The organism is Micromonospora sp. NPDC005197, assembly GCF_040608295.1.
In the GTDB taxonomy this organism is placed as follows: Bacteria; Actinomycetota; Actinomycetes; order Mycobacteriales; family Micromonosporaceae; genus Micromonospora.
In genome coordinates this window covers 16,128-36,315 of the sequence record NZ_JBEXHY010000014.1, presented here as the reverse complement: position 1 = coordinate 36,315, position 20,188 = coordinate 16,128, and the positions used below count along the sequence as shown (strand labels likewise).

The window sequence follows — 20,188 nt, the reverse complement described above, 5'->3', positions numbered from 1 at the left end:
GAGGACCACGACGACGGCGACCAGTGGGTGCGACTTGACCTCGGGGAACGCAAGGCCGCGCCCACGCGTGACCAGCAATCCCCGGAGCGCTACACATTCGGCGACGGGCTGCTGGTCAGCCATGACGGCAAGGGGTTCGAGCTGTTGGCCCTCGATGGGATGCCGGACGAGGGATGGTCGAGCCGCTTCACCCCCTGCGCCGAGCGGCCGGTCGGACGATGAAGCCGCCCGGCAGTGGCTGTCGCGGTGGCTCGTCGCCCTACTGCTCGGTGGCGACCGCCGCGATGGCATAGTGCGGCCGATGGACGCCACCGTCGGGCCGCTCCAGGCGCTCGACCTCGGTGAAGCCGGCGCGCGCCAGTCGCTCGGAGATCTCGTCGACGGGCCACCGGTAGGCGGTCATGACCTTGTGGTCGAAGGCGTCCACCTCGTCGCCCGCGAAGAGGCCCAGCACCAACCTCCCGGACGGGGCCAGGGCACGCCGGAACGTGGTGAGCACGCCGTCGAGGCGCTGCGGCGGCAGGTGGATCAGCGAGTACCAGGCCAGGATGCCGGCGACCGAGTGGTCGGCGACGTCGAGGTCGTCCAGCGACCCGAGGCGGTAGCTGCCGCCGGGATGAGTCGCCCGCGCGTGGGCGATGAACTCGGGCACCACGTCCACGCCCGTGGCGTCGACGCCCAGCGAACGAAGGTGGTCGGTGAGGTGACCCGGGCCGCAGCCCAGGTCGAGCACCGGACCGGGTCGGCCCCCCAGGTGCCGGCCGATGAGGGCGAGGTCGTCGGGGTCCACCTGCTCACGCGTGCCGAACAGTTCGATGTAGAGATCCGCGACTGCGGCGTACGCCTGCCGTACCTGTTCCGTGCCCACCGCCCGACTATAGGAGCGCCGGAACGGGTCGGCCCACCGCACGCAACCCCCTGTCCAAAAGATCGTTAATGCCCGGGGGTGTGTCCGGGATGTCGCACGCGTGGACGGGACGGCTGCTGCGGGATCCGGTGGCGGGCGCCGCCGAGGCGCTGTTCTTCTTCCTGCTGCTCTGGTTGATCTGGATGTTGGCGGCCTGGGTCACCAGCCTCTACGATCCGGCGCTGCCGTTCGTCCAGGCGCTGGTCATCGTGGCTCATGTTCGGCGCGCTGGTGCTGGCCATCGGGATGCCCCACGTGTTCGGCGGCCGAGCCGTGGTGTTCGCGGGCACCTACGTCACCATCCAGCTCGGCCGGCCGCTCGCGCTCACCCTGGCGTTGCGCCGCCAACCACGACGGTTGGTGACCACCCGCATCACGATCTGGACGGCCGTCGCCGCAGTGCCCTGGCTCGTCGGCGCCGCCGTGAGCGAGCACGCCCGGCCCGCGGTCTGGGCCGGCGCCCTGGCCATCGAGTACGTGGGGTTCGCCACCGGCTGGCCGATACCCCGGCTCGGCGCCTCCCGGGTGAACCAGTGGGTGATCAACGGGGTCCACCTGGTGGAGCGCTACCAGCAGGTGTTCCTGATCGCACTCGGCGAGGCGATCCTGGTGATCGGCCTGGCCTCCAGCGCGGACCCGTTGACCCCCGCGGCGGTCGCCGCCTTCGTCATCGCGTTCGCCGTCACCGTGCTGTTCTGGCGGATCTACTTCCACCGTGCCGGACACCTGCTTCCCACGGCGATCCGTGACTCCCGGTCCCCGGCGCGACTCGGTGAGAGGGCGACCTACATCCACCTGGTGACGGTGGCCAGCGTGCTGATCACCGCAGTCGGATTCGAGCTGGTCATCGCCCACCCCGCCGACGAGGGCGCGTTGCCGCCGGCGGTCATCATGCTCGGTGGTCCGGCGCTGTTCCTCCTCGCGCAGGCCTGGGCGGAGTACGAGGTCTTCAGGCGGCGCCCCGTCCACCGGCTGGCCGGGGCGCTGGTGCTGGCCGCGGCAGTCCCGGTCGGCGCCCTGCTGCCGGGCCTGGCGGTCCTGGTCATGGCCGCCGTGGTGCTCGTCCTCGTCGGCGGGGCCGACACGCTGGTCAGCCACCTGAAAGATGCCGATGATCTGCCCTCACCCGCGTGACGGGAATCAGGGTCGCTCGGTAAAAGACCTGAGGGGAGACCGGGGCCTCACCCCCGGCGGCTGCCGTGGTGGAGCGTCGCCGTGCTGCTCGTCGGCATCGTCCTGCCGGCCGTCGACGTCGGCCATCAGCGGGTCAGGTCGGCATAGACCGCGATCTGCCAGGCGAGCACGGCCGTGGCGGCGACCTCAATGACAGATACGGCGACGAAGGCGACGCTCAGGGGCCCGTTCGCCCAGAAGACGATCAGAGCGGCGAGCGGCGGGACGACGAAGGTGCCAAGGTCGACGGCGAGTTGCAGATACTTCCTGGAGACGCGGCGGGCGTCCGAGCGGTGAGCCGTCTCCCAGCCGAAGGCGGCCTCACCTCCAGCGGTCAGCGCGACCAGGCGGGGGCTAAGGTCGGTGCGGACGTAGCGACCGATCGCGGAAATCTTTTCGTCGTTGATCAAATAAGTCCATCCGAGAACGACGCTTGCCACGGGCAGCAGGAGCAACAGGTTGGCGTGGCCCTTCACGGAGAGAGCGGCCGCGACAACCGCCGCCATCGAGCCGAGGGTGGCATAGATCAGATTGTCGCGGAACCCGATCCGGGTGCGCTGCTCCTGTTTCAGCTGCTCATACTCGGTGAGCAGCAAACCGCCGGTAGTGATCTCGCCGACCATGCACGTCCTCCCGGATCGACAGGTGATGCGCCCCATGATGCCCGAGGCCACCAAGGACGGGCGATCGGTGAATAAGTCGACAACCTTGGCCCGTCGGGCGGCGCAGACGAGCAGGTATCCAGCGATTACCCGGCATTGTTGTCGCCCTGTCGGTCGTGCTCCTTGGCCGAGCGTAGGTCTTCCCGTCAGTCGTCTGTCCATTGTCGGGTTTCGACACCGATGGACGGCACTTTCGCATCTTCACAGGCCGTGTTGGCGCTGCTAGGTTTGCCCAGGATCCGCCCCCGGCGCGTGTGGGGGAGCCGGGGGTTACACCCAATCGGACAAGGGCGGCTGTGCCTCACACCGTCCGCAACATGACTCGGGGCATCGATGACTGGTCGACAGGCGTCGATATCGGCGACGGTGTACCAGCCGACGTGGAACGAGCACCTGGCGTTGCACGTGTCCAAGCTGGTCGTGGGTTTGGCGACCAACCCGCTGAGCCGCACTGTCCAGGATGGACTTGATCGCTGGTTGGCGGCGAAGAGGTCGGCCGCCGAAGACGGCTACCGGGTCTCCGTCCCGGGTGACGCCACGATCGACCGCCTGTGGCACCGGTGGGGCGAGGTCGCCACCGGCTGGCCGAGTGAGCAGAGAGCCTGCCTCGACCTCACCAACTGCGCATTCTCCGATGTGGCAGGTCCTGCCTTTCTCATCTCGAAAATGGTCGAGCGGCACCGCCTCGGGCTGGTTACCAGAGTCCGACTTCCCGAGCAGCCAGAGATGATCAATTTCCTCCGGGAAATCAACTTCCTGGAGGCGATGACCGTCGCCACCGAGACTCCGCTGCCTCAATTGCTGACCACGCAGAGCGTGTACCGATTGACCCGGGTCGACTCCTATCCTCACCGCCGGACGGCGGCCAGACGCCCGACCCTGCCCTTCAACATCTTTCCCTTCAAGGTCCTGCCACTCGGGTCGAGCACTCGGCACGCACCGGCAGTGCGGTACGCGGCGGACTGGCTGTCGAAGCATGTGGTCGCGGCGCTCGATCGGGATCTGGACGGCCATGGCGCGCAGGTGGCCCGCAGGGTCATCCTGGAGACCCTGATCCGCGCGTCGATCGGCCACGAGAAGCGGACCGCGGTTGTCGCCGCGCACTACGGGATGCGACGTACCGGTCGCGCCCACCTGCAGATCGCCTTCTGGTGGGACGGCGCCGACGATCGATCGACCCAGGTGGCAACGGCCGATCTGCTTGACCTGGTCTTCGAGGAGGCGCAGGAAACGCTCGCCACTGCGGCGCCCACGTCCACCGCGCTCCGAGACGCCTGGCAGCCGCCGAACAATCCCACCGTGCTCGCCAGCGCGGTGATCGACATTTTCGGCGGCCAGCTCGACGCCTACGGTGCCGACGTGCACCTCGCCGTGGCCCGCGACAGCAGTGACGGCAGCGACGTCTCAGCTCTGCCACCGACGATCACCTGCGATCAGTCGCACGGTGGGACAGTGCGTGGCGACCTCGTAGTCGTGACCCTTCCGCTCAGCGACTAGTTCGGCGTCTGGCCCGATGCTGGAACGTGAACAACAGACACCACCGACCACGTTCGACCTCGTTCGCTTCGGGCTGGGTCCGGGCGAGGAACCGAACGAGCAGCAGCGAGCCTTCTACGCCTACGTGGCCCGGATCGTCGCCGGCCACACGATGCGCTACGTAGGATCCGCCGCCGCCTTTCACACCATCGACACGGCGACGGCGCTCGTCGAAACCGAGTCCATCTACGAGCCGCTCTACCGGGCGTTGATGGAGCTTCCTGACCGGGCGGATATCGGGATTCTCGACCTCTCGGTAAGCACCCGAACGGTCAACACCGAGCTGTTCCTCCGCCCGGAGGCTCTGCTGCATCTCGCCTCGGCGGTCAGCGCCGCCTGCGGCAGCGAGCAATGGGCCGCCCGCACCCTGGTCATCCTGCTCCCGACCGAGCAGGCAGAGGACATCAGGCTCCGTGAACAACTGGACGCGCGCCTGGCCTCTGGTCAGATTCACCTTCTCTCCGACGGTGGCACCGCCTCCTGGCCGGGCACCGACGAGGACGACTACCGCAGTGCCCTGGCCCGTCTACAGACCGCGTCGATCGACCTGTTCGAACGCAAACTCATCACCCGGCTCGGCTGGTTTCGTCCGCACGGCCGGCAGGGCGAGCGGAAGGTGCTACGCCACTACTTCGACGCCAGCCGGGCACAGGACGAACTCGGCCACCTGCTGGACGAGGCGATCGGCGCGGACCGCCCGGACCTGATCGTCTACCACGAGTCCGTCTCGGACTGGCTCGCCAATCCCCTGAAGGGTTCCTGCATCTCCGCCGGCTCGCTGCCGATCCGATCCTTCTCCGAAGCGATGGACACGACGCCGACGGAGGGCCCTCAACCCCGGTCGGTGCTGCTGGTCGTGCCCGTCGTCAACACCGGCGTCTCGCTGACCGAGCGGGTCACCACCCTCCATGCCCGGTTGCGTCCCGAACGACTGCGGGTCCTGTCCGTCCTCTGCGTCGGAGGCCCACAGCCACGGTTCGGTCGCCGCCGGATCGAGGGAAATGACGGCACGGAGCACGAGGTTGCATACTTCCTGTCGGTTGAACAGCGCACCGAGTCGGAAGCCGAGTGCCGCCTGGCTGTGGTGGGAGAGACCAGGCGGTACGAGGAGCGGACCAACACGCTGACCACCGCCGAGTTCTGGGATCTGGTACGAACATGCGGCGTCAAGCCTGAAGATGACGTCCCGGCTCCCCGCCGTCGCGGCTACGCCGTGGTCCCTGACGTCCCACAGATCCTCGAGCAGTACGGAAACTGGCTGGCCGACAAGCTGTGGATGTTCGTGCGTCGGTCAACCAGCACCGTGGGACAGGACATCCTGTTGGTCTGCCCCGAACGCGAACAGGGTTCCCGAAAATTGTCCAACAGCCTGTCCCTGCGTTCCGGCGCTCAGGTGGTACGAATCCCGCGCGAGGATATCGAAAGGGTGGTCAAGGGCACCGCACCGGAACAGGTCTTCGATGCCAGGGCCCCTTGGTGCCAGGAACTGGATTCCGTCGCGACGAAGGAGGTGGTCCTCATCGACGAGTTCGTCGGTAGCGGCGACACGATCAGAGCGATGGAGCGCATCGCCCGGGCGAAGGGCCTGAACGTGAAGGCCGTTTGCACACTGCTCGACTTCTCGCCCGACGCGGCCGGGCAACGGCACTCGCTCTACGGCTGGAAGCCACCCGCCTCCCAGACGGACCTCCCCGCGCAGCGCCCGGATGCGGACGGGGCAGCGGTGCGCCGGCCATGACCCGACAGCCGACCGAGAACGATGTCCTCACCCTGCTCGCCCTGCTGCGGGCGGAAACCTCGGACGACGTTGCGTCGATCATGTTCGACGACCTTGTCTGGTCTGTCAGTCGCCTCGACGAGAGATTCCGGTCGAAAGTTCTCGTCCACGCCGCGGCAATCATGGGCTCCCGCTGGCTCGAGGCGGACCGCGTGCGGGACATTTACGAACAGCTTGACAGGTGGCAGGTTGCGCGCAGCGTCGATTTTGCGCTCGTGACGGTGAAGGAGCGCGAGTTCGACGCCGCAAAGGCCGCGCTGGGCGTCGACCTTCGACGTGAGCCCGACTACTCGGTCCGCGGCGCATACTTCTTCGACGTCGAAGTGGCGCGCGACGGCCAGCCGCCGTTGAAGGGGATCATCACCAAGTGCGGGACCGCCGGCAACAGTCGGATGGCGGCCTTCCTGCACACCGTGTTCTCCGCGTACGACGTCCGGCTGTGCTGCCTGGTCGGCATGGCGGCCGGTCACAAGAAGCAGGTCCAGGTGGGCGACGTCGTGTTCGGTGACAAGGTGATCGATACCGGTGGTGGGATCTCGACGGCCCGTGGCTACGTGCCCGACCCGACCCCACTGAATCCGGATCTCCGGATCGCGCGGGAGATGACCTCGTTTCGGCCGGAGCGGCTGGATTGGCACGAACTGATTGCCAAGCAGATCGCCGCCGCGACCGCCGACCTGGACGATCTGCAGGTCCCCGAACTCTTCGACCCGGCGACCTACCGTCCACGGCTCATCCCGAAGACGATCCTCGCGAAGGACGAGTTGATAGAGGACGGGAAGGTAGGGCGGCGGGCACGGCGGTTCGGCCCGGAGCGCCGCACCGGCGCCTTGGAGATGGAGGGCGCCGGATTCGCGGTGGCCTGCGTCGAGGAAGGTGTGCCCTGGATGGTGATGCGCGGGATCGCCGACCTGGGTGAGCCCGATCGCGTGAAGGATTGGCAGTTCGTCAGCACCGTCGCGGCGGCCACCGCGGTGCGGCTCTGGTTGAAGTCCTGCCGGTTCATGCAGGACCGGGCCTAGTACGGCGGGGAAACCGTAATCTGATCTTGCCCCCGAGAGTCGCCTTGAGCTGCGGAGATAACGCTCTCACGGATGGTGCGAGAACCCTTGACGGACCGGGTATCGAGCGGCAACGATGCATGCACACCACCACCCGGCGTGATCGGCGCACGTCGTCCCGCACCCGCGAAAGGACCTACCCGTGCGCAGATCCCTGAGAGCGTGGTTCGGCGCTGCGCTGAGCGCGATCCTCGTCCTGGGCGGCGTCGTCGCCACGCCGCCCGCGGCCAGCGCCGCGCCGTTCACCGTGCTGGTCTTCAGCAAGACCGCCGGATTCCGACACGGATCCATCACCCCCGGCATCACCGCGATCCAGCAGCTCGGTGCCGCCAACGGGTTCACCGTCGAGGCCACCGAGGACGCGGCCCAGTTCACCGACGCCAACCTGGACCGGTTCGCGGCGGTGATCTGGCTGTCCACCACCGGCGACGTGCTCAACGCCGCACAGCAGGCGGCGTTCGAGCGCTACATCACCGGCGGCGGCGGGTACGTGGGCGTGCACTCCGCCTCCGACACCGAGTACGACTGGCCCTGGTACGGCGGGCTCGTCGGCGCGTACTTCGCCTCGCACCCGGCCGAGCAGACCGCCACCGTGAAGGTCGCCGACCAGGTGCACCCGTCGACCAAGGCGCTGCCGCAGCGGTGGAGCCGGTTCGACGAGCTCTACAACTACCGCGCCAACCCCCGGGGCAACGTGCACGTGCTGGCCACCCTGGACGAGAGCACCTACACCGGCGGCAGCATGGGGTACGACCACCCGATCTCCTGGTGCCAGAACTACTCCGGAGGGCGGGCCTGGTACACGGGCCTCGGCCACACCGACGCCTCGTACACCGACACGGCCTTCCGCCAGCACCTGCTCGGCGGCATCCAGACCGCGGCCGGGGCGGTCGACGCCGACTGCGGCCCCACCGTCACCACCAACTTCCAGCAGGTGGAGCTGGCCAAGGGCGCGGCCGAGACCGGCGAGCCGATGAGCCTCACCGTCCTGCCCGACCGGGGGGTGCTGCACACGTCCCGCGACGGCGTGATCCGGCACACCGACGCGGCCGGCAACACCAAGATCGCCGCCACCCTGGCCGTCTACACCGGCGACGAGGAGGGGCTGCAAGGCATCAAGGCCGACCCCAACTTCGCCACCAACCGCTGGGTGTACGCCTACTACGCGCCCCCGTTGAGCACACCCGGCGGTGGCGCCCCGGCCACCGGCACGCCTGCCGACTTCGCCGCCTGGGACGGCGTCAACCGGTTGTCCCGCTTCACCGTGAACGCGGACAACACCATCAACCTGGCCAGCGAGACGCTGATCCTGAACGTGCCCACCAGCCGGGGCATGTGCTGCCACGTCGGCGGCGACATGGACTTCGACGCAGCCGGCAACCTGTACCTGTCCACCGGCGACGACACCAACCCGTTCGACTCGGCCGGGTTCACCCCGATCGACGAGCGAGCCGGCCGTAACCCGGCCTTCGACGCCCAGCGCACCGCGGCGAACAGCAACGACCTGCGCGGCAAGGTGCTGCGCATCAAGCCGAGCACGGCGGGCGGTTACACCATCCCGGCCGGCAACATGTTCGCGCCCGGCACCGCGCGGACGCGCCCGGAAATCTACGCGATGGGGTTCCGCAACCCGTTCCGGATGAGCGTGGACAAGGCCACCGGCATCGTCTACCTCGGCGACTACGGCCCCGACGCGGGCACCGCCGACCCGAACCGGGGGCCGGCGGGCAATGTGGAGTTCGCCCGGATCGACAGGCCCGGCTTCTACGGCTGGCCGTACTGCACCGCCCGCAACGACGCCTACAACGACTACACGTTCCCGTCCGGGCCGTCCGGGCCGAAGTTCGACTGCGCGGGCGGGCCGGTCAACAACTCGCCTAACAACACCGGCATCACCCAGCTGCCGCCGGCCGTCCCGGCCTGGCTGCCGTACGGCGGTTCCGGCTCCCCGCCGGAGTTCACCGGCGGTGGGCTGTCGCCGATGGCCGGCCCGGTCTACCGGTACGACCCGAACAACACCTCCGCCGTGGCGTTCCCGCAGTACTACGACGGCACCTTCTTCGCCGGTGAGTTCGGCCGCCGCTGGATCAAGAACGTCAAGCTCGACGCGGCCGGCCAGCCCTTGAAGATCAACCCGTTCCCGTGGACCGGGACGCAGGTCATGGACATGGAGTTCGGCCCGGACGGCGCGCTCTACGTCCTCGACTACGGCACCGGTTGGTTCAACGGCGACGCCAACTCGGCGCTCTACCGCATCGAGTACGCCCGCGAGGGCAGAGCGCCCGTCGCCAAGGTCACCGCCACTCCGACCAGCGGCACCGCGCCGCTGACCGTCGCCTTCTCCTCGGCCGGCACCCTCGACCCGGACGGCGACCCGTTCACCTACGCCTGGGACTTCGACAACAACGGCACCACCGACTCGACCGCGGCGAACCCGAGCTTCACGTACACGACCAACGGGACCCGCAGTCCGACCCTGACGGTCCGGGACACCACCGGCAAGACCGCCACCGCGAGCGTGGTCGTCACCGTCGGCAACAGCGCCCCGGTTGTCACCGTGAACACCCCGTTGAACGGGCAGACCTTCGCCTTCGGGGACGCGGTGCCGTTCAGCGTCACCGTCACCGACGCCCAGGACGGCACGATCAACTGCGCCCGGGTCAAGGTGAACTACGTCCTCGGCCACGACTCGCACGGCCACCAGCTCGGCAGCGTGCAGGGCTGCACCGGGGTCATCCAGACCTCGGCCGACGGCGAGCACGACACGGCGGCGAACATCTTCGGCATCATCGACGCCGAGTACACCGATCTGGGCGGGGGCGGCCAACCGGCGCTGACCACGCACACCCAGGCCGTGCTGCAACCGCGCGTGCGCCAGGCCGAGCACTTCGGCGACTCCTCGGGTGTCCAGATCGTCGCCGGGGCGGCCGGGCACGGCGGCGCCGCGGTCGGCTACATCGACAACAACGACTGGATCTCGTTCCGCCCCTACAACCTGACCGGCATCCAGTCGTTCAGCGCACGGGTCGGCGCCCCGGCCGGCGGCGGCGGGACGCTGGAACTGCGCGTCGACTCGCCCACCGGACCGCTGGTCGGCTCGGCCACCGTCACGCCCACCGGCGGGTACGCCAATTTCGCTACGGTCACCGGTGGGGTCACCGCGCCGACCGGCACCCGCACCCTGTTCCTGGTCTTCAAGGGCCCCGGGCCGTGGTTCGACATCGACGAGTTCACCCTCTCCACCAGTCCCGGCGGTCCCGGACCGGACCCGGATCCCGAGCCGGGCACCAACCTGGCCAAGGGCAAGCCGGCGCGAGCATCCAGCTACGAGGGCGCGTTCGTCGCGGCCAACGCGTTCGACGGCGTGGCCGGCACCCGCTGGGGCAGCGCCTTCGGCGACCCACAGTGGATCGACGTGGACCTGGGCGCCACGTACGCCCTCAGCCGGGTCAAGCTCACCTGGGAGGCGGCGTACGGCAGCGGGTACCAGATCCAGACCTCGACGGACGGGGTCACCTTCACCACGGTCCGGACGGTGACCGGCGGCGACGGCGGGGTGGACGACCTGACCGGGCTCACCGGCTCCGGCAGGTACGTCCGGCTCCTCGGCACCGCCCGCGGCACGGCCTGGGGCTACTCGCTCTACGAGTTCGAGGTGTACGGCGCCACCGGCGGCCCGACCGGCGGCAACCTGCTGCTCAACAAGCCGACGACGACGTCCAGCACCGAGGGGGCCGACGTGACCGGCGCCCAGGCGGTCGACGGCAGCCTCACCACCCGCTGGTCGAGCACCTTCTCCGACCCGCAGTGGATCCGCGTCGACCTCGGCGCCCCGACCGCCATCGGTCGGGTCAAGCTGAGCTGGGAGGCGGCGTACAGCAGCGCGTACCAGATCCAGACCTCCAACGACGGCACCACCTGGACCACCGTGAAGACGGTGACCGGCGCGGACGGTGGCGTGGACGAGCACAGCGGCCTCGGCGCGAACGGCCGCTACCTGCGCATCTACGGCACCGCCCGGGGGACCGGCTACGGCCATTCGCTGTGGGAGGTGGAGGCGTACACGAGCTGAACCACCACGACGGCGTGACCGGCACGGCGTCCGTGCCGGTCACGCCCCGTCGTTCAGCTACCGGGGCGTCGGTGACACGCCCCTGACGAAGGGCCACGGGTACGCCCCGAACAGGTCGGTGCACGCCGTGAGCAGACCCTGCCGGGCGTCGGCCACGCGCTGGTTGGCCGGCCCCTTGTCGACGGCAGGGTCGTCCGCCACCCACAGGTCGCCGGCTTCCTTGGCGGCTGGTCCCAGCTTCTTCCCGGCCTCGCGGACACCGGGGTCGGTCGACCCGATGGCGAGCATCGCAGTGCTCATGTCCTCGACGGGTGGGTTGTTCTTCTCGATGCTGAAGGCCACGCGACTGCACGCGGAGGCCGCGGACTTGTCCGAGGGCGCGGTGGAGCGGGGAGCGGGGTCGGGCGTATCGGCGGGCGAGCAGCCCGCCAGCAGGAGGGAGGCGACGACGAGGGTACGGATCACCGCGGGATCTTAGCGATCTTGCGGCAGCTGCCACGAGTGGATTCAGTCGTCGGCGACGGCCACCGGCTCGGTGCCGATGCAGCGGACCTTTAGCTCGTGCCGACCGGCCGAGCCCTCGAAGGTGACCTCGACGTCGTCGTCCGGACCCCGGTCCACCTCGTGCACCCGGTAGCCCTGCGCCGGCGCCCACGACACGAGGCGTACCCCATCGGGGCCGCACTCGGCCACGGCCGTGCCACCGTCGGTGGCGAAGCTGCGGCGGACCCCGGCGCTGGCGGACGGCGCGGGCGTCGTCGGCCCGCCCGCTGTCGCGCCGACGGTGCCACCCGGCGCGGGCTCGGGCGAGGCGAGCGCCCGCTCGATCTCCGCCTCGCTGCGTATCCCGCCCGGGGTGCCGGTGATGCTGTCGCCGACCAGCCGGATCGCGCCCAACCCGATCAGGGTGGCCACGGCGACCGTGGCCAACCACCCGGCGGCGACGAGGACGGAACGACGGCTCATGCCACCGACTATCCCCGATCGTTGGTTGTCGTCGGCACATCCGGAGGCTAAGGCACGGTTAACGCGCGTCTCGCCGGCAGCGGCAGCGGCTAGCCTGCCTGCTGTGGCCCGCCTGCTGCTCATCGAGGACGACCTGACGATCCGTACGCCGCTGATCCGGGCGTTGCGGGAACGCGGACACGCGGTCGCCGCGGCCTCGACCGCGATGGCCGGGCTGCGCGACGTGCTGGAGGACCGACCGGACCTGGTCGTCCTCGACCTGGGCTTGCCCGACCTGGACGGACGCGAGCTGCTGCGGATGCTGCGCGCGGTCAGCTCGGTGCCGGTCATCGTCGCCACCGCCCGCGACGACGAGACCGAGATCGTCCGGGTCCTCGACGCGGGCGCCGACGACTACGTGGTCAAGCCGTTCACCGCCGCGCAGCTCGACGCCCGCGCCCGAGCGGTGCTGCGGCGGGGCCCGGCCAGCGCCGACGCGCGGGAGGTGTCCCTCGTGGTGGGCGGGCTGCGCGTCGACCCCCGGTCCCGGCAGGTCACTCTGGACGGCACGCTGGTGGAGCTGACGCCGCGCGAGTTCGACCTGCTGCACCACCTGGCCGGCCGGCCCGGACAGGTGGTCACCAAACGCGAGCTGCTCACCGAGGTCTGGCAGATCCCGTACGGCGGCGCGGACAAGACGGTCGACGTGCACCTGTCCTGGCTGCGCCGCAAGCTGGGGGAGAGCGCCCAGCAGCCCCGCTACCTGCACACCGTGCGCGGCGTCGGGGTACGACTGGAGGCGCCGTGAGGGCGCGGCTCGCGCTGCTGGTCGCTGCGGTCAGCGTGCTCACGCTCGTCGCCTTCCTGGTGCCGCTGGCGCTGCTGGTCCGCACCGTCGCCCAGGACCGGGCCACCGTGCGGGCCACCGCCGACGCGCAGAGCCTCGTGCCGGTGGTCGGCACCGCCGACGCGCCGACCATCCGGCTCACCGTCGAGCAGCTCGCCGCGGAGTCCGGTCGACAGGTGAGCGTCTTCCTGCCCGACGGCACGGTGCTCGGCGCCCAGGCGCCCCGTACGCCCGCGGTGGCCCTGGCGGCGCGCGGCCAGAGCCTCACCGGGGAGTCGGCGGCCGGCCGGGAGGTGGTCATCGCCGTGCAGGGCCGGGCGGACGGCACCGGCGTGATCCGGATCGTGGTGCCGCGGCAGGAGCTGACCGCCGGGGTGACCCGGGCCTGGCTGGTGCTGGCGCTGCTGGGTGTGGTGCTGGTGCTGATCGGGCTGGCGGTCGCCGACCGGCTGGCGCGCACGCTGGTGCGGCCGATCAGCGAACTCTCCGCCGTGTCGCACCGCCTGGCGAACGCCGAACTGGACGCCCGGGTCACGCCCGCCGGCCCGGCGGAGCTGCGCGAGGTGGCCGGTGCTCTCAACCACCTGGCCGGCCGGATCCAGGTTCTCCTGGTGCAGGAGCGCGAGCAGGTCGCCGACCTGTCCCACCGACTGCGGACACCGTTGACGGCGCTGCGACTGGAGGCGGAGTCGCTGCGCGACCCGGACGACGCGGCCCGGATCGCCACCGCCGCCGACGGGCTCGAACGAGCGGTCACCGGTCTGATCCAGCAGGCCCGCTGGCGTCGCGCGCCGACGCCGGGGACGGCCGCGTCGGATGCCGCCGCGGTCGTCGCGGACCGGGTGGCGTTCTGGTCGGTGCTGGCCGAGGACACCGGTCGGGCCGTGCACCTCGACCTGGATCCCGGCCCGCTCACCGTCGGGGTGCCCGCCGACGACCTGACGGCCGCCGTGGACGCCCTGCTCGGCAACGTCTTCGCGCACACCCCCGACGGCACACCGTTCACCGTCCGGCTCGCGCGCGACGACGGGGAGGTGCTGCTCACCGTCGCCGACGAGGGACCGGGCATGCCGTCGGGCGCGGTCCGACGGGGTGCCAGCGCCGCCGGGTCGACCGGACTCGGCCTGGACATCGCCCGCCGCGCCGCGCAGGCCGGCGGCGGTCGGCTGGAGCTGCGGTCCGGTCCGCAGGGCGGGGCGCAGGTGCTGCTCCGGCTCGGTCCGTCGACGTCGCGGCGAGAGGCATAGCCGCTGCGGTGCCGGGTAGCTGCCACCCATGGCGCGGTATACGAAACCCGAGCTCAGAGAGCAGATCAAGGAAGAGATCAAGGCGTCCGACAAGGGCGGTCGGCCGGGTCAGTGGTCGGCACGCAAGTCACAGCTGGTCACCCAGGAGTACAAGAAGCGCGGCGGCGGTTTCCTGGGCGAAAAGGACGAGCGGCAGAAAGCGCTCCAGCGCTGGGGCAACGAGAAGTGGCAGACCAAAGAGGGCGACACCCGTGCGCGCAAGGACGGCACGACGAGCCGCTACCTGCCCAAGAAGGCCTGGGACGAGATGTCGGAGAGCCAGAAGCGCGCGACCGACACCAAGAAGCGGGAAGCCTCCCGAACCGGCAGGCAGTACGTCGCCAACACCGGGCCGGCCAAGAAGGCGCGTCGAGACGCCACCACCGCCGGTCGGATCTCGGAGATGTCAGTCGCCGAGGCCAGCAAGCTGGTCCGTGGCCTCGACACGCGGCAGCTCAGAACGGCCCTGCGCAACGAGCACGCCGGCAAGGACCGCAAGACGCTCGTCCAGCGGCTCGAAGCGGAACTCAACCGGCGCGGCTGACGGACTTAACCCGGCCTTAGCGTCCGGACAGCGCGCCGCTATCCCGATCCGACCGATCCTCGGAGTCGACAACCGAGGAGAGGTGGACACCACGATGAAGCGCACCAATCTGCTTCTGGCGACGGTCGGCGGCTCGGCGGTGCTGGCGGTGGCCGGGGTCGCGCTGGGCGTCGCCGCCGCGAACGACACGCGGCGCGGCGACACGGCGCTCGCCGCGGCGACCATCGCCCCGACGGGCACGGACGCGCCGGACGACAGCGCCAGCACCGTCGCGCCGGGGGCCAGCGGCACGCCGTCGGCGGGGACCCCGTCGGGTACGCCGTCGAGCGGCACGCCGTCCGCCGGCACCGCGCCGGCGGGCAGCGCGGTCGACGAGCAGCGCGCCGGTGAGATCGCGCTCGCCAGGGCCGGTGGCGGCCAGATCGTCGAGGTCGAGGCCGAGCAGGAGCACGGCCGGCCGGTGTGGAGCGTCGAGATCATCGCCGGCGACATCGAGCACGAGGTGGACGTCGACCGGGACAACGGCGCGGTGGTCAAGGCCGAGCAGGAGCCGGTCGACGACGACGACAAGGGCGGCCGGTCGGACGACAAGGGCGACCGGTCCGACGACGATGACGACAGCTCCGGCGACGACGACTGACGAAAGACCGGCGACCAGCGACGCCCCGACCGGATCCGTCACAGCGGTCGGGGCGTCGCCACGCGCCGGGCCGGCACCACGCCTGCCGGCGGATCATCTCTTCGGACGAGATCGCTCACCACGGGTCACCACGGGTGTTCCGGTACCGTTGCCAGACGGTGTGCGGGCCAGGTCGAGGTCCTGGTCGAGTGGCGGGGTGGGTGGTGGCGGTGGGTGCGGTAGGTAAGGTCATCCGGTTCGACGAGGCCCGTGGTTACGGCTTCATCGCGCCGTCGAAGGGCGGGGAGGACATCTTCGTCCACGCGAACGATTTCGGCGAGCAGCGGCATCTCGTGCATCCCGGCATGCGTGTCGAGTACGAGGTGGAGGCCGGTGAGCGTGGTCTGAAGGTGGCGTCCCTGCGGATCATCGAGCCGGTCGCTGTCTCCCGGCCGGAACGGGCGCCGACCATCACGTCGAGCCGGACCGCGCTGGCCGGCGAGGACGACGGGATGTGCGACGTCCTGTCGCCGCGCGAGTTCACGTACGAGGTGACGGAGTTGCTGATCGAGCGGGTGCCGACGCTGACCGCGGCCCAGCTCTCCGCGATCCGGCAGTCTCTGGTCGACCACGCCAGATCACACGGCTGGGTCGAGAGCTGAGCCGCTGACCCTGCCCGCCGGTCAGAGGCCCGCGTGCAGGGTCAGGCTCTGCCGCAGGTGGAGTTTCGGCCGGGACCCGACGACCGAGCCGACGACCTCGCCTTGACGGAACACCAGCAGCGTCGGCAGGGACATGACTCCGTAGCGCCGCGTGGCCTGCGGGTTGTCGTCGGAGTTGAGCTTGGCGATGGTCATGCGGTCGCCGAACTCCTGGGCCAGCTCGACGAGGCTCTTCTCGATCATCTTGCAGGGCGGGCACCACTCTGCCCAGAAGTCGACCACGACGGGCCGGTCGCTGGCCAACACCAGCTCGGCGAACGTGGCGTCGGTGACGGTGATCAGGGGGCGGACGGTCGTTTCCTGGGGCATGTTTCCTCCCGGTGCGCGATGGCGTGGGTGAGCTGGGTGCGCAACTGCTGACGGACCGCGGTGAGCCGGTCGAGGTAGTCGTCGACCTCGGCGAGCTTGCGCCGCAGCACCAGCACGGAATCCGGGCAGACATCGCCGGACGCGTTGCCCGCGCGCAGGCAGGCGACGAACGGTCGGACGTCGTCGAGGCCGAAGCCGACGTCGAGCAGCGCCCGGATCTCCCGGACGACCCGCAGCTCCGCCTCGTCGTAGACGCGGTAGCCGTTGGTCGAGCGCTGCGGGCGTACCAACCCGTGGGCCTCGTAGTAGCGCAGCGTCCGGGTGCTCGTGCCGGCCCGTTCAGCCAGCTCGCCGATCAGCATCAGACCTCCTCGACCAGCCCGTCGTGACCAGGCTAAACCTTGTCGTCAGCGTCAAGGCAAGGTCGCTCCCGGGGACGGCTCAGGGCGCCGCGAGGCGGCGCCCTGAGCGTCGGTGCGTGCCGGAGAGGGTTCTAGCCGATGCGGAACTGCTCGCCGTAGACGGCGAACGTCAGCGGCGTGTTCAGGTTGACGTTGCCGTTGTTGAGGAACACCCGCTGGGCCGTGTCGACGCGGGACGTGTCCGAGTGGGCTTCTTCCTTGCGCATCTCGATGACCCGCTCGTCGAGGAACGCGTTGAGCCAGGTCCGCTCGTCGCCACCCTGGGCCGGCGGCTTGGCACGGGCGAGGGCGCGGCTGCGGATCTGGCGCATTCCCTCGTACCCGTGCATGACCGCCGCGTCGTAGTAGGCGAACTGGCCGAGTGCCCGTACCCCGTCGTTCTTGCCGTCACGGACCGACGGGTTGAAGTAGACCCGGTCCCGCTCGGCCTCCTGCGCGGCCCGGAACACCGAGTCGTTGGCCGCGGTGCGCCAGTCGCGGGGGAAGTTGGGGTCGAGGCCGGCGTGCGACGCGGTGCCGTTGACGGCGCGCAGCGCCGGCAGGTATCCGGCCAGCACGTTGCCGGGCTTGGTGTTCGTGTACGCCTGGACCAGTTCGAGCATGTCGCTGGTGCCGGAGCAGAAGCCGATGATGCCAGCGGTGTAGCCGCGACCGTCGCCGATGTCCTCGATGTAGGAGAACTGCGCGCGCCAGTCGAGCGAGGAGTTCTCCGCCGCCGACACGAGCTGCATGGCGACGTCCTTCTTCGCCGGGTCGTCCAGGTTGGTGCCGGCCGGGACGGTGGCGGTCGGCGTGGGGGTGGGGTTGCCGCCGCCGGGAAGGGTCCACTGCTGGTTGGTGGTGCCGCCGCAGGTCCAGATCTGCAACCGGGCGCCGTTGGCGGTGCTCCGGTCGGTCACGTCGAGGCACTTGCCCGAGGCGGTGTTGACCAGGGCGCCACCGCTGGCGGCGGTCCACTTCTGGGCGCCGGTGTTGTTGCAGTCGTACAGCTGGATCTTGGCGCCGTTGGTGGTCGACGCGGCGGTGACGTCGAGGCACTTGCCGAGCGCGCGGATCGAGCTGTCGGTGTTGCCGACCGTCCACGTCTGGGCCGCGCTGCCGTTGCAGTCGTAGAGCTGCACCGCCGTGCCGTTGGCCGGATTGGCGCCGGCGACGTCGACGCACTTGCCACCGAGGCCGGTGATCGGGCCGGCGGTCGCGGCGCTGGCCGACGGGAGGCCGTAGCTGACCGCCGCGACGCCGATCAGCAGGGTGCCCACGACGTAGGCGGCTGTTCTCTTGCGCACCATGGTGTTCCTCGGGGAAGAGGCGGCGTGCCGCCGGCCGGTCGGTGCCCGGCGCGGCGATCGGCCCCGGCGGGCACCACGAGCTTCAGGAAACAGTATTAACAGATAGTGGTACGTCGATCAACTGCCACATCGGCGACGATCAGGATCAATCGAGGAAGGCGGTGGTGGCGCTGCGCAGCGCGGAGACGCACGCGACCACCGCGGGGTGGCCACCCGCGCCCCTGCGGTAGGCGACGCGCGTGCGGCGGCGCATGGCCAGCGGCAGGAGCTGGACCTGCGGGGTGGGCTGCGCGATGGCGAGCTGTGGAATGAGAGCGACGCCCTGACCGGCGGCGACGAGAGCGAGCATGGCGGTGAAATCGTCGGCGTGATGCCGCACCGCCGGAGTGAAGCCGGCCAGCTGGCAGGCGTGCAGGGCGACCGAGTGGCAGAGCGTGCCGGGACTGCCGAGGATCCACTGGGCGTCGCGAGCTGCGCTGATCGGCTCGGCGGCGGTGTTGTCGGCGGTGTTGCCGGGCACGGCGAGGAAGACGGTCTCCTCCAGCAGGGCGATCGAGTCCACCGTCGGGTCGGGTGGGGTCGGCGCGATGTCGTAGTCGTGCAGCAGGGCGACGTCGAGCCGTCGGCTCCGCAGGGCGGCCGGCATGTCGACCGGGTCCAGCTCGCTGATCATGAGGTCGAGCGCCGGATGGTCGCGGGCCAGGGTGGCCAGGGCTGCCGGCAGCAGGGTGCGTACGGCGCTGGGGAAGGCCCCGATGCGGACGCTCGCGCGCAGACCGGTTCGGGCGGCCGCCAGGGTCGCGTCGGCGGCTTCCAGCGCGGCGAGAACGACCTCGGTGTGCTGCACGAGCGCGGTGGCGGTCGACGTGAGGCTGACCCGGCGTCCGGTGCGCTCCAGCAACCGGGTGCCCGCCTCCCGTTGCAGGGCGGCCAGTTGCTGCGAGACGGCGGACGGCGTGTAGGCGTGCGCCTGGGCGACCGCGGCGATGGTGCCGAGGCGGGCCAGGTCCCGCAGCAGGACCAGGCGACGGACGTCAAGCATCAGCTCAGCTTACGGATAGGTGGAGCAATCGGAACTGGACCTTCCCGGTCGGTCAGCCGAGAGTGGAGGCATGACCCTGACCGGCCTGTACGTTCCGCTCATCACGCCGTTCGACCTCGCGGGGGACATCGCCGTCGACGCGCTGACGGCCCTCGCGAACGATGCCCTGGACGCCGGCGCGGCCGGTGTGGTCGCGCTCGGCACGACGGGGGAGCCGGCCGCCCTCAGCGACGACGAGCGCGGCACGGTGCTCGACGTCCTGTCCGCGGTCTGCCGTGCGCGCCGCTCGCACCTGCTCGTCGGCGCCAACAGCGTCGAGGCGTTGCGCGCCCTGGCCGACCGGCCCGAGGTGACAGCGGCGCTCTGCCTGGTGCCCCCGTTCCTGCGGCCGGGCGGCGCGGGAGTGCTCGCCCACTTCGCCCACCTCGCCCAGGCCAGCCCGGTGCCGCTGGTCGTCTACCACGTCCCGTACCGCACGGGGCAGCAGCTCGGCCCGGACGACCTTCGACAGCTCGCCGGCCTGCCCGGCGTCATCGGCATCAAGTACGCCACCGGGGGGATCGACGGGGACACCGTCGACTTCCTCGCCGACATCCGGCCCGGCTTCGCCGTACTCGGTGGGGAGGACCCGCTCATCTCGCCGCTGCTCGCCCTCGGCGCGCACGGCGCGATCGCGGCCTCGGCCCAGGTCGCCGCCGCGGACTTCGTCCAGCTGGTCGCGCACTGGCAGGCCGGGGACCTCGTGCGGGGGCGGGCGCTCGGCCATCGGCTCGCGGGCCTGTCCGCGGCGCTGTTCGCCGAACCCAACCCGACAGTGATCAAGTCGGTGCTCCACGCGCGGGGTCGCATCCCGACGGCCGCCGTACGGCTGCCGCTGCTGCCCGCCGGTCCGGACGCCGCGCGGCGGGCGCTCCGGCGCCTGGACGAGCTGACGAGCGCGTCGAGGTGACCGGACGGCGCCCGCCGCGCCGCGTC

Annotated in this window: 20 protein-coding genes; 12 read left to right on the top strand and 8 right to left on the bottom strand. The window is 70.5% G+C overall.

The features are described from left to right. Positions 1–27 precede the first annotated feature (27 nt). A complete protein-coding gene (locus ABZU46_RS08075; protein ID WP_354855725.1) occupies positions 28–222 on the top strand; it encodes a hypothetical protein in 195 nt (64 codons plus the stop codon). 37 nt (positions 223–259) lie between these two features. Here ABZU46_RS08075 and ABZU46_RS08070 read toward each other — a convergent pair whose 3' ends face one another. After that, positions 260–868: a class I SAM-dependent methyltransferase gene (locus ABZU46_RS08070; RefSeq protein WP_354855724.1), complete on the bottom strand. Its 609-nt coding sequence runs from the start codon at positions 866–868 to the stop codon at positions 260–262. Positions 869–1,123: 255 nt separating this feature from the next. Here ABZU46_RS08070 and ABZU46_RS08065 point away from each other — a divergent pair, with 255 nt between their 5' ends. Next, a complete protein-coding gene (locus ABZU46_RS08065; protein ID WP_354855723.1) occupies positions 1,124–2,041 on the top strand; it encodes a low temperature requirement protein A in 918 nt (305 codons plus the stop codon). Between the two features lie 125 nt (positions 2,042–2,166). On the opposite strand, the gene ABZU46_RS08060 is transcribed toward ABZU46_RS08065, so the two are convergent. After that, positions 2,167–2,703: a hypothetical protein gene (locus ABZU46_RS08060; RefSeq protein ID WP_354855722.1), complete on the bottom strand. Its 537-nt coding sequence runs from the start codon at positions 2,701–2,703 to the stop codon at positions 2,167–2,169. A gap of 444 nt (positions 2,704–3,147) precedes the next feature. Between ABZU46_RS08060 and ABZU46_RS08055 the strand changes: the two genes are divergently transcribed. The 4 genes from ABZU46_RS08055 (at position 3,148) to ABZU46_RS08040 (ending at position 11,188) form a co-directional block, all read left to right on the top strand. Further along, the gene (locus ABZU46_RS08055) at positions 3,148–4,239 is read left to right on the top strand and encodes a hypothetical protein (RefSeq protein ID WP_354855721.1); all 1,092 of its coding nucleotides are present in this window, start codon (positions 3,148–3,150) and stop codon (positions 4,237–4,239) included. Between the two features lie 16 nt (positions 4,240–4,255). Next, positions 4,256–6,016, top strand: coding sequence for a phosphoribosyltransferase (locus ABZU46_RS08050; RefSeq protein WP_354855720.1), 1,761 nt, complete (start codon positions 4,256–4,258; stop codon positions 6,014–6,016). Next, positions 6,013–7,077: a hypothetical protein gene (locus ABZU46_RS08045; RefSeq protein ID WP_354855719.1), complete on the top strand. Its 1,065-nt coding sequence runs from the start codon at positions 6,013–6,015 to the stop codon at positions 7,075–7,077. The genes ABZU46_RS08050 and ABZU46_RS08045 overlap by 4 nt, the downstream gene beginning before the upstream one ends. Positions 7,078–7,258: 181 nt before the next feature. Continuing rightward, a complete protein-coding gene (locus tag ABZU46_RS08040; RefSeq protein WP_354855718.1) occupies positions 7,259–11,188 on the top strand; it encodes a ThuA domain-containing protein in 3,930 nt (1,309 codons plus the stop codon). Positions 11,189–11,245: 57 nt separating this feature from the next. Here the strand turns inward: ABZU46_RS08040 and ABZU46_RS08035 are convergent, their stop codons facing one another. Together ABZU46_RS08035 and ABZU46_RS08030 are read right to left on the bottom strand one after the other, a co-directional pair. Beyond that, entirely contained in the window at positions 11,246–11,653 is a 408-nt protein-coding gene (locus tag ABZU46_RS08035; protein WP_354855717.1) for a hypothetical protein, read from the bottom strand. Positions 11,654–11,695: 42 nt separating this feature from the next. Then, complete coding sequence (locus ABZU46_RS08030) at positions 11,696–12,154, bottom strand: septum formation initiator (RefSeq protein WP_354855716.1); 459 nt, start codon at positions 12,152–12,154, stop codon at positions 11,696–11,698. A 103-nt stretch (positions 12,155–12,257) separates the two neighbouring features. Here ABZU46_RS08030 and ABZU46_RS08025 point away from each other — a divergent pair, with 103 nt between their 5' ends. From ABZU46_RS08025 to ABZU46_RS08005, 5 genes are all read left to right on the top strand, one after another. Next, on the top strand, positions 12,258–12,941 hold the full coding sequence (locus ABZU46_RS08025) for a response regulator transcription factor (protein ID WP_354855715.1): 684 nt from the start codon (positions 12,258–12,260) through the stop codon (positions 12,939–12,941). Next, positions 12,938–14,227 (top strand): HAMP domain-containing sensor histidine kinase, encoded by a 1,290-nt coding sequence (locus ABZU46_RS08020; protein ID WP_354855714.1) that lies wholly within the window; start codon positions 12,938–12,940, stop codon positions 14,225–14,227. The genes ABZU46_RS08025 and ABZU46_RS08020 overlap by 4 nt, the downstream gene beginning before the upstream one ends. A gap of 28 nt (positions 14,228–14,255) precedes the next feature. After that, positions 14,256–14,810: a DUF5872 domain-containing protein gene (locus ABZU46_RS08015; RefSeq protein WP_354855713.1), complete on the top strand. Its 555-nt coding sequence runs from the start codon at positions 14,256–14,258 to the stop codon at positions 14,808–14,810. Positions 14,811–14,904: 94 nt separating this feature from the next. Further along, positions 14,905–15,450, top strand: a complete 546-nt coding sequence (locus tag ABZU46_RS08010; protein WP_354855712.1) for a PepSY domain-containing protein — start codon at positions 14,905–14,907, stop codon at positions 15,448–15,450. 209 nt (positions 15,451–15,659) lie between these two features. Then, on the top strand, positions 15,660–16,091 hold the full coding sequence (locus ABZU46_RS08005; protein WP_354855711.1) for a cold shock domain-containing protein: 432 nt from the start codon (positions 15,660–15,662) through the stop codon (positions 16,089–16,091). A gap of 21 nt (positions 16,092–16,112) precedes the next feature. Here ABZU46_RS08005 and trxA read toward each other — a convergent pair whose 3' ends face one another. The 4 genes from trxA to ABZU46_RS07985 form a co-directional block, all read right to left on the bottom strand. Then, positions 16,113–16,460: a thioredoxin gene (trxA, locus tag ABZU46_RS08000; RefSeq protein WP_354855710.1), complete on the bottom strand. Its 348-nt coding sequence runs from the start codon at positions 16,458–16,460 to the stop codon at positions 16,113–16,115. After that, positions 16,430–16,822 (bottom strand): MerR family transcriptional regulator, encoded by a 393-nt coding sequence (locus ABZU46_RS07995; protein ID WP_354855709.1) that lies wholly within the window; start codon positions 16,820–16,822, stop codon positions 16,430–16,432. The genes trxA and ABZU46_RS07995 overlap by 31 nt, the downstream gene beginning before the upstream one ends. 131 nt (positions 16,823–16,953) lie before the next feature. Next, positions 16,954–18,171: a chitosanase gene (locus ABZU46_RS07990; protein WP_354855708.1), complete on the bottom strand. Its 1,218-nt coding sequence runs from the start codon at positions 18,169–18,171 to the stop codon at positions 16,954–16,956. Between the two features lie 145 nt (positions 18,172–18,316). Further along, on the bottom strand, positions 18,317–19,213 hold the full coding sequence (locus ABZU46_RS07985) for a LysR family transcriptional regulator (RefSeq protein WP_354855707.1): 897 nt from the start codon (positions 19,211–19,213) through the stop codon (positions 18,317–18,319). A gap of 70 nt (positions 19,214–19,283) precedes the next feature. Here ABZU46_RS07985 and ABZU46_RS07980 point away from each other — a divergent pair, with 70 nt between their 5' ends. Then, the gene (locus tag ABZU46_RS07980) at positions 19,284–20,162 is read left to right on the top strand and encodes a dihydrodipicolinate synthase family protein (RefSeq protein ID WP_354855706.1); all 879 of its coding nucleotides are present in this window, start codon (positions 19,284–19,286) and stop codon (positions 20,160–20,162) included. The last annotated feature ends 26 nt before the right edge of the window (positions 20,163–20,188 follow it).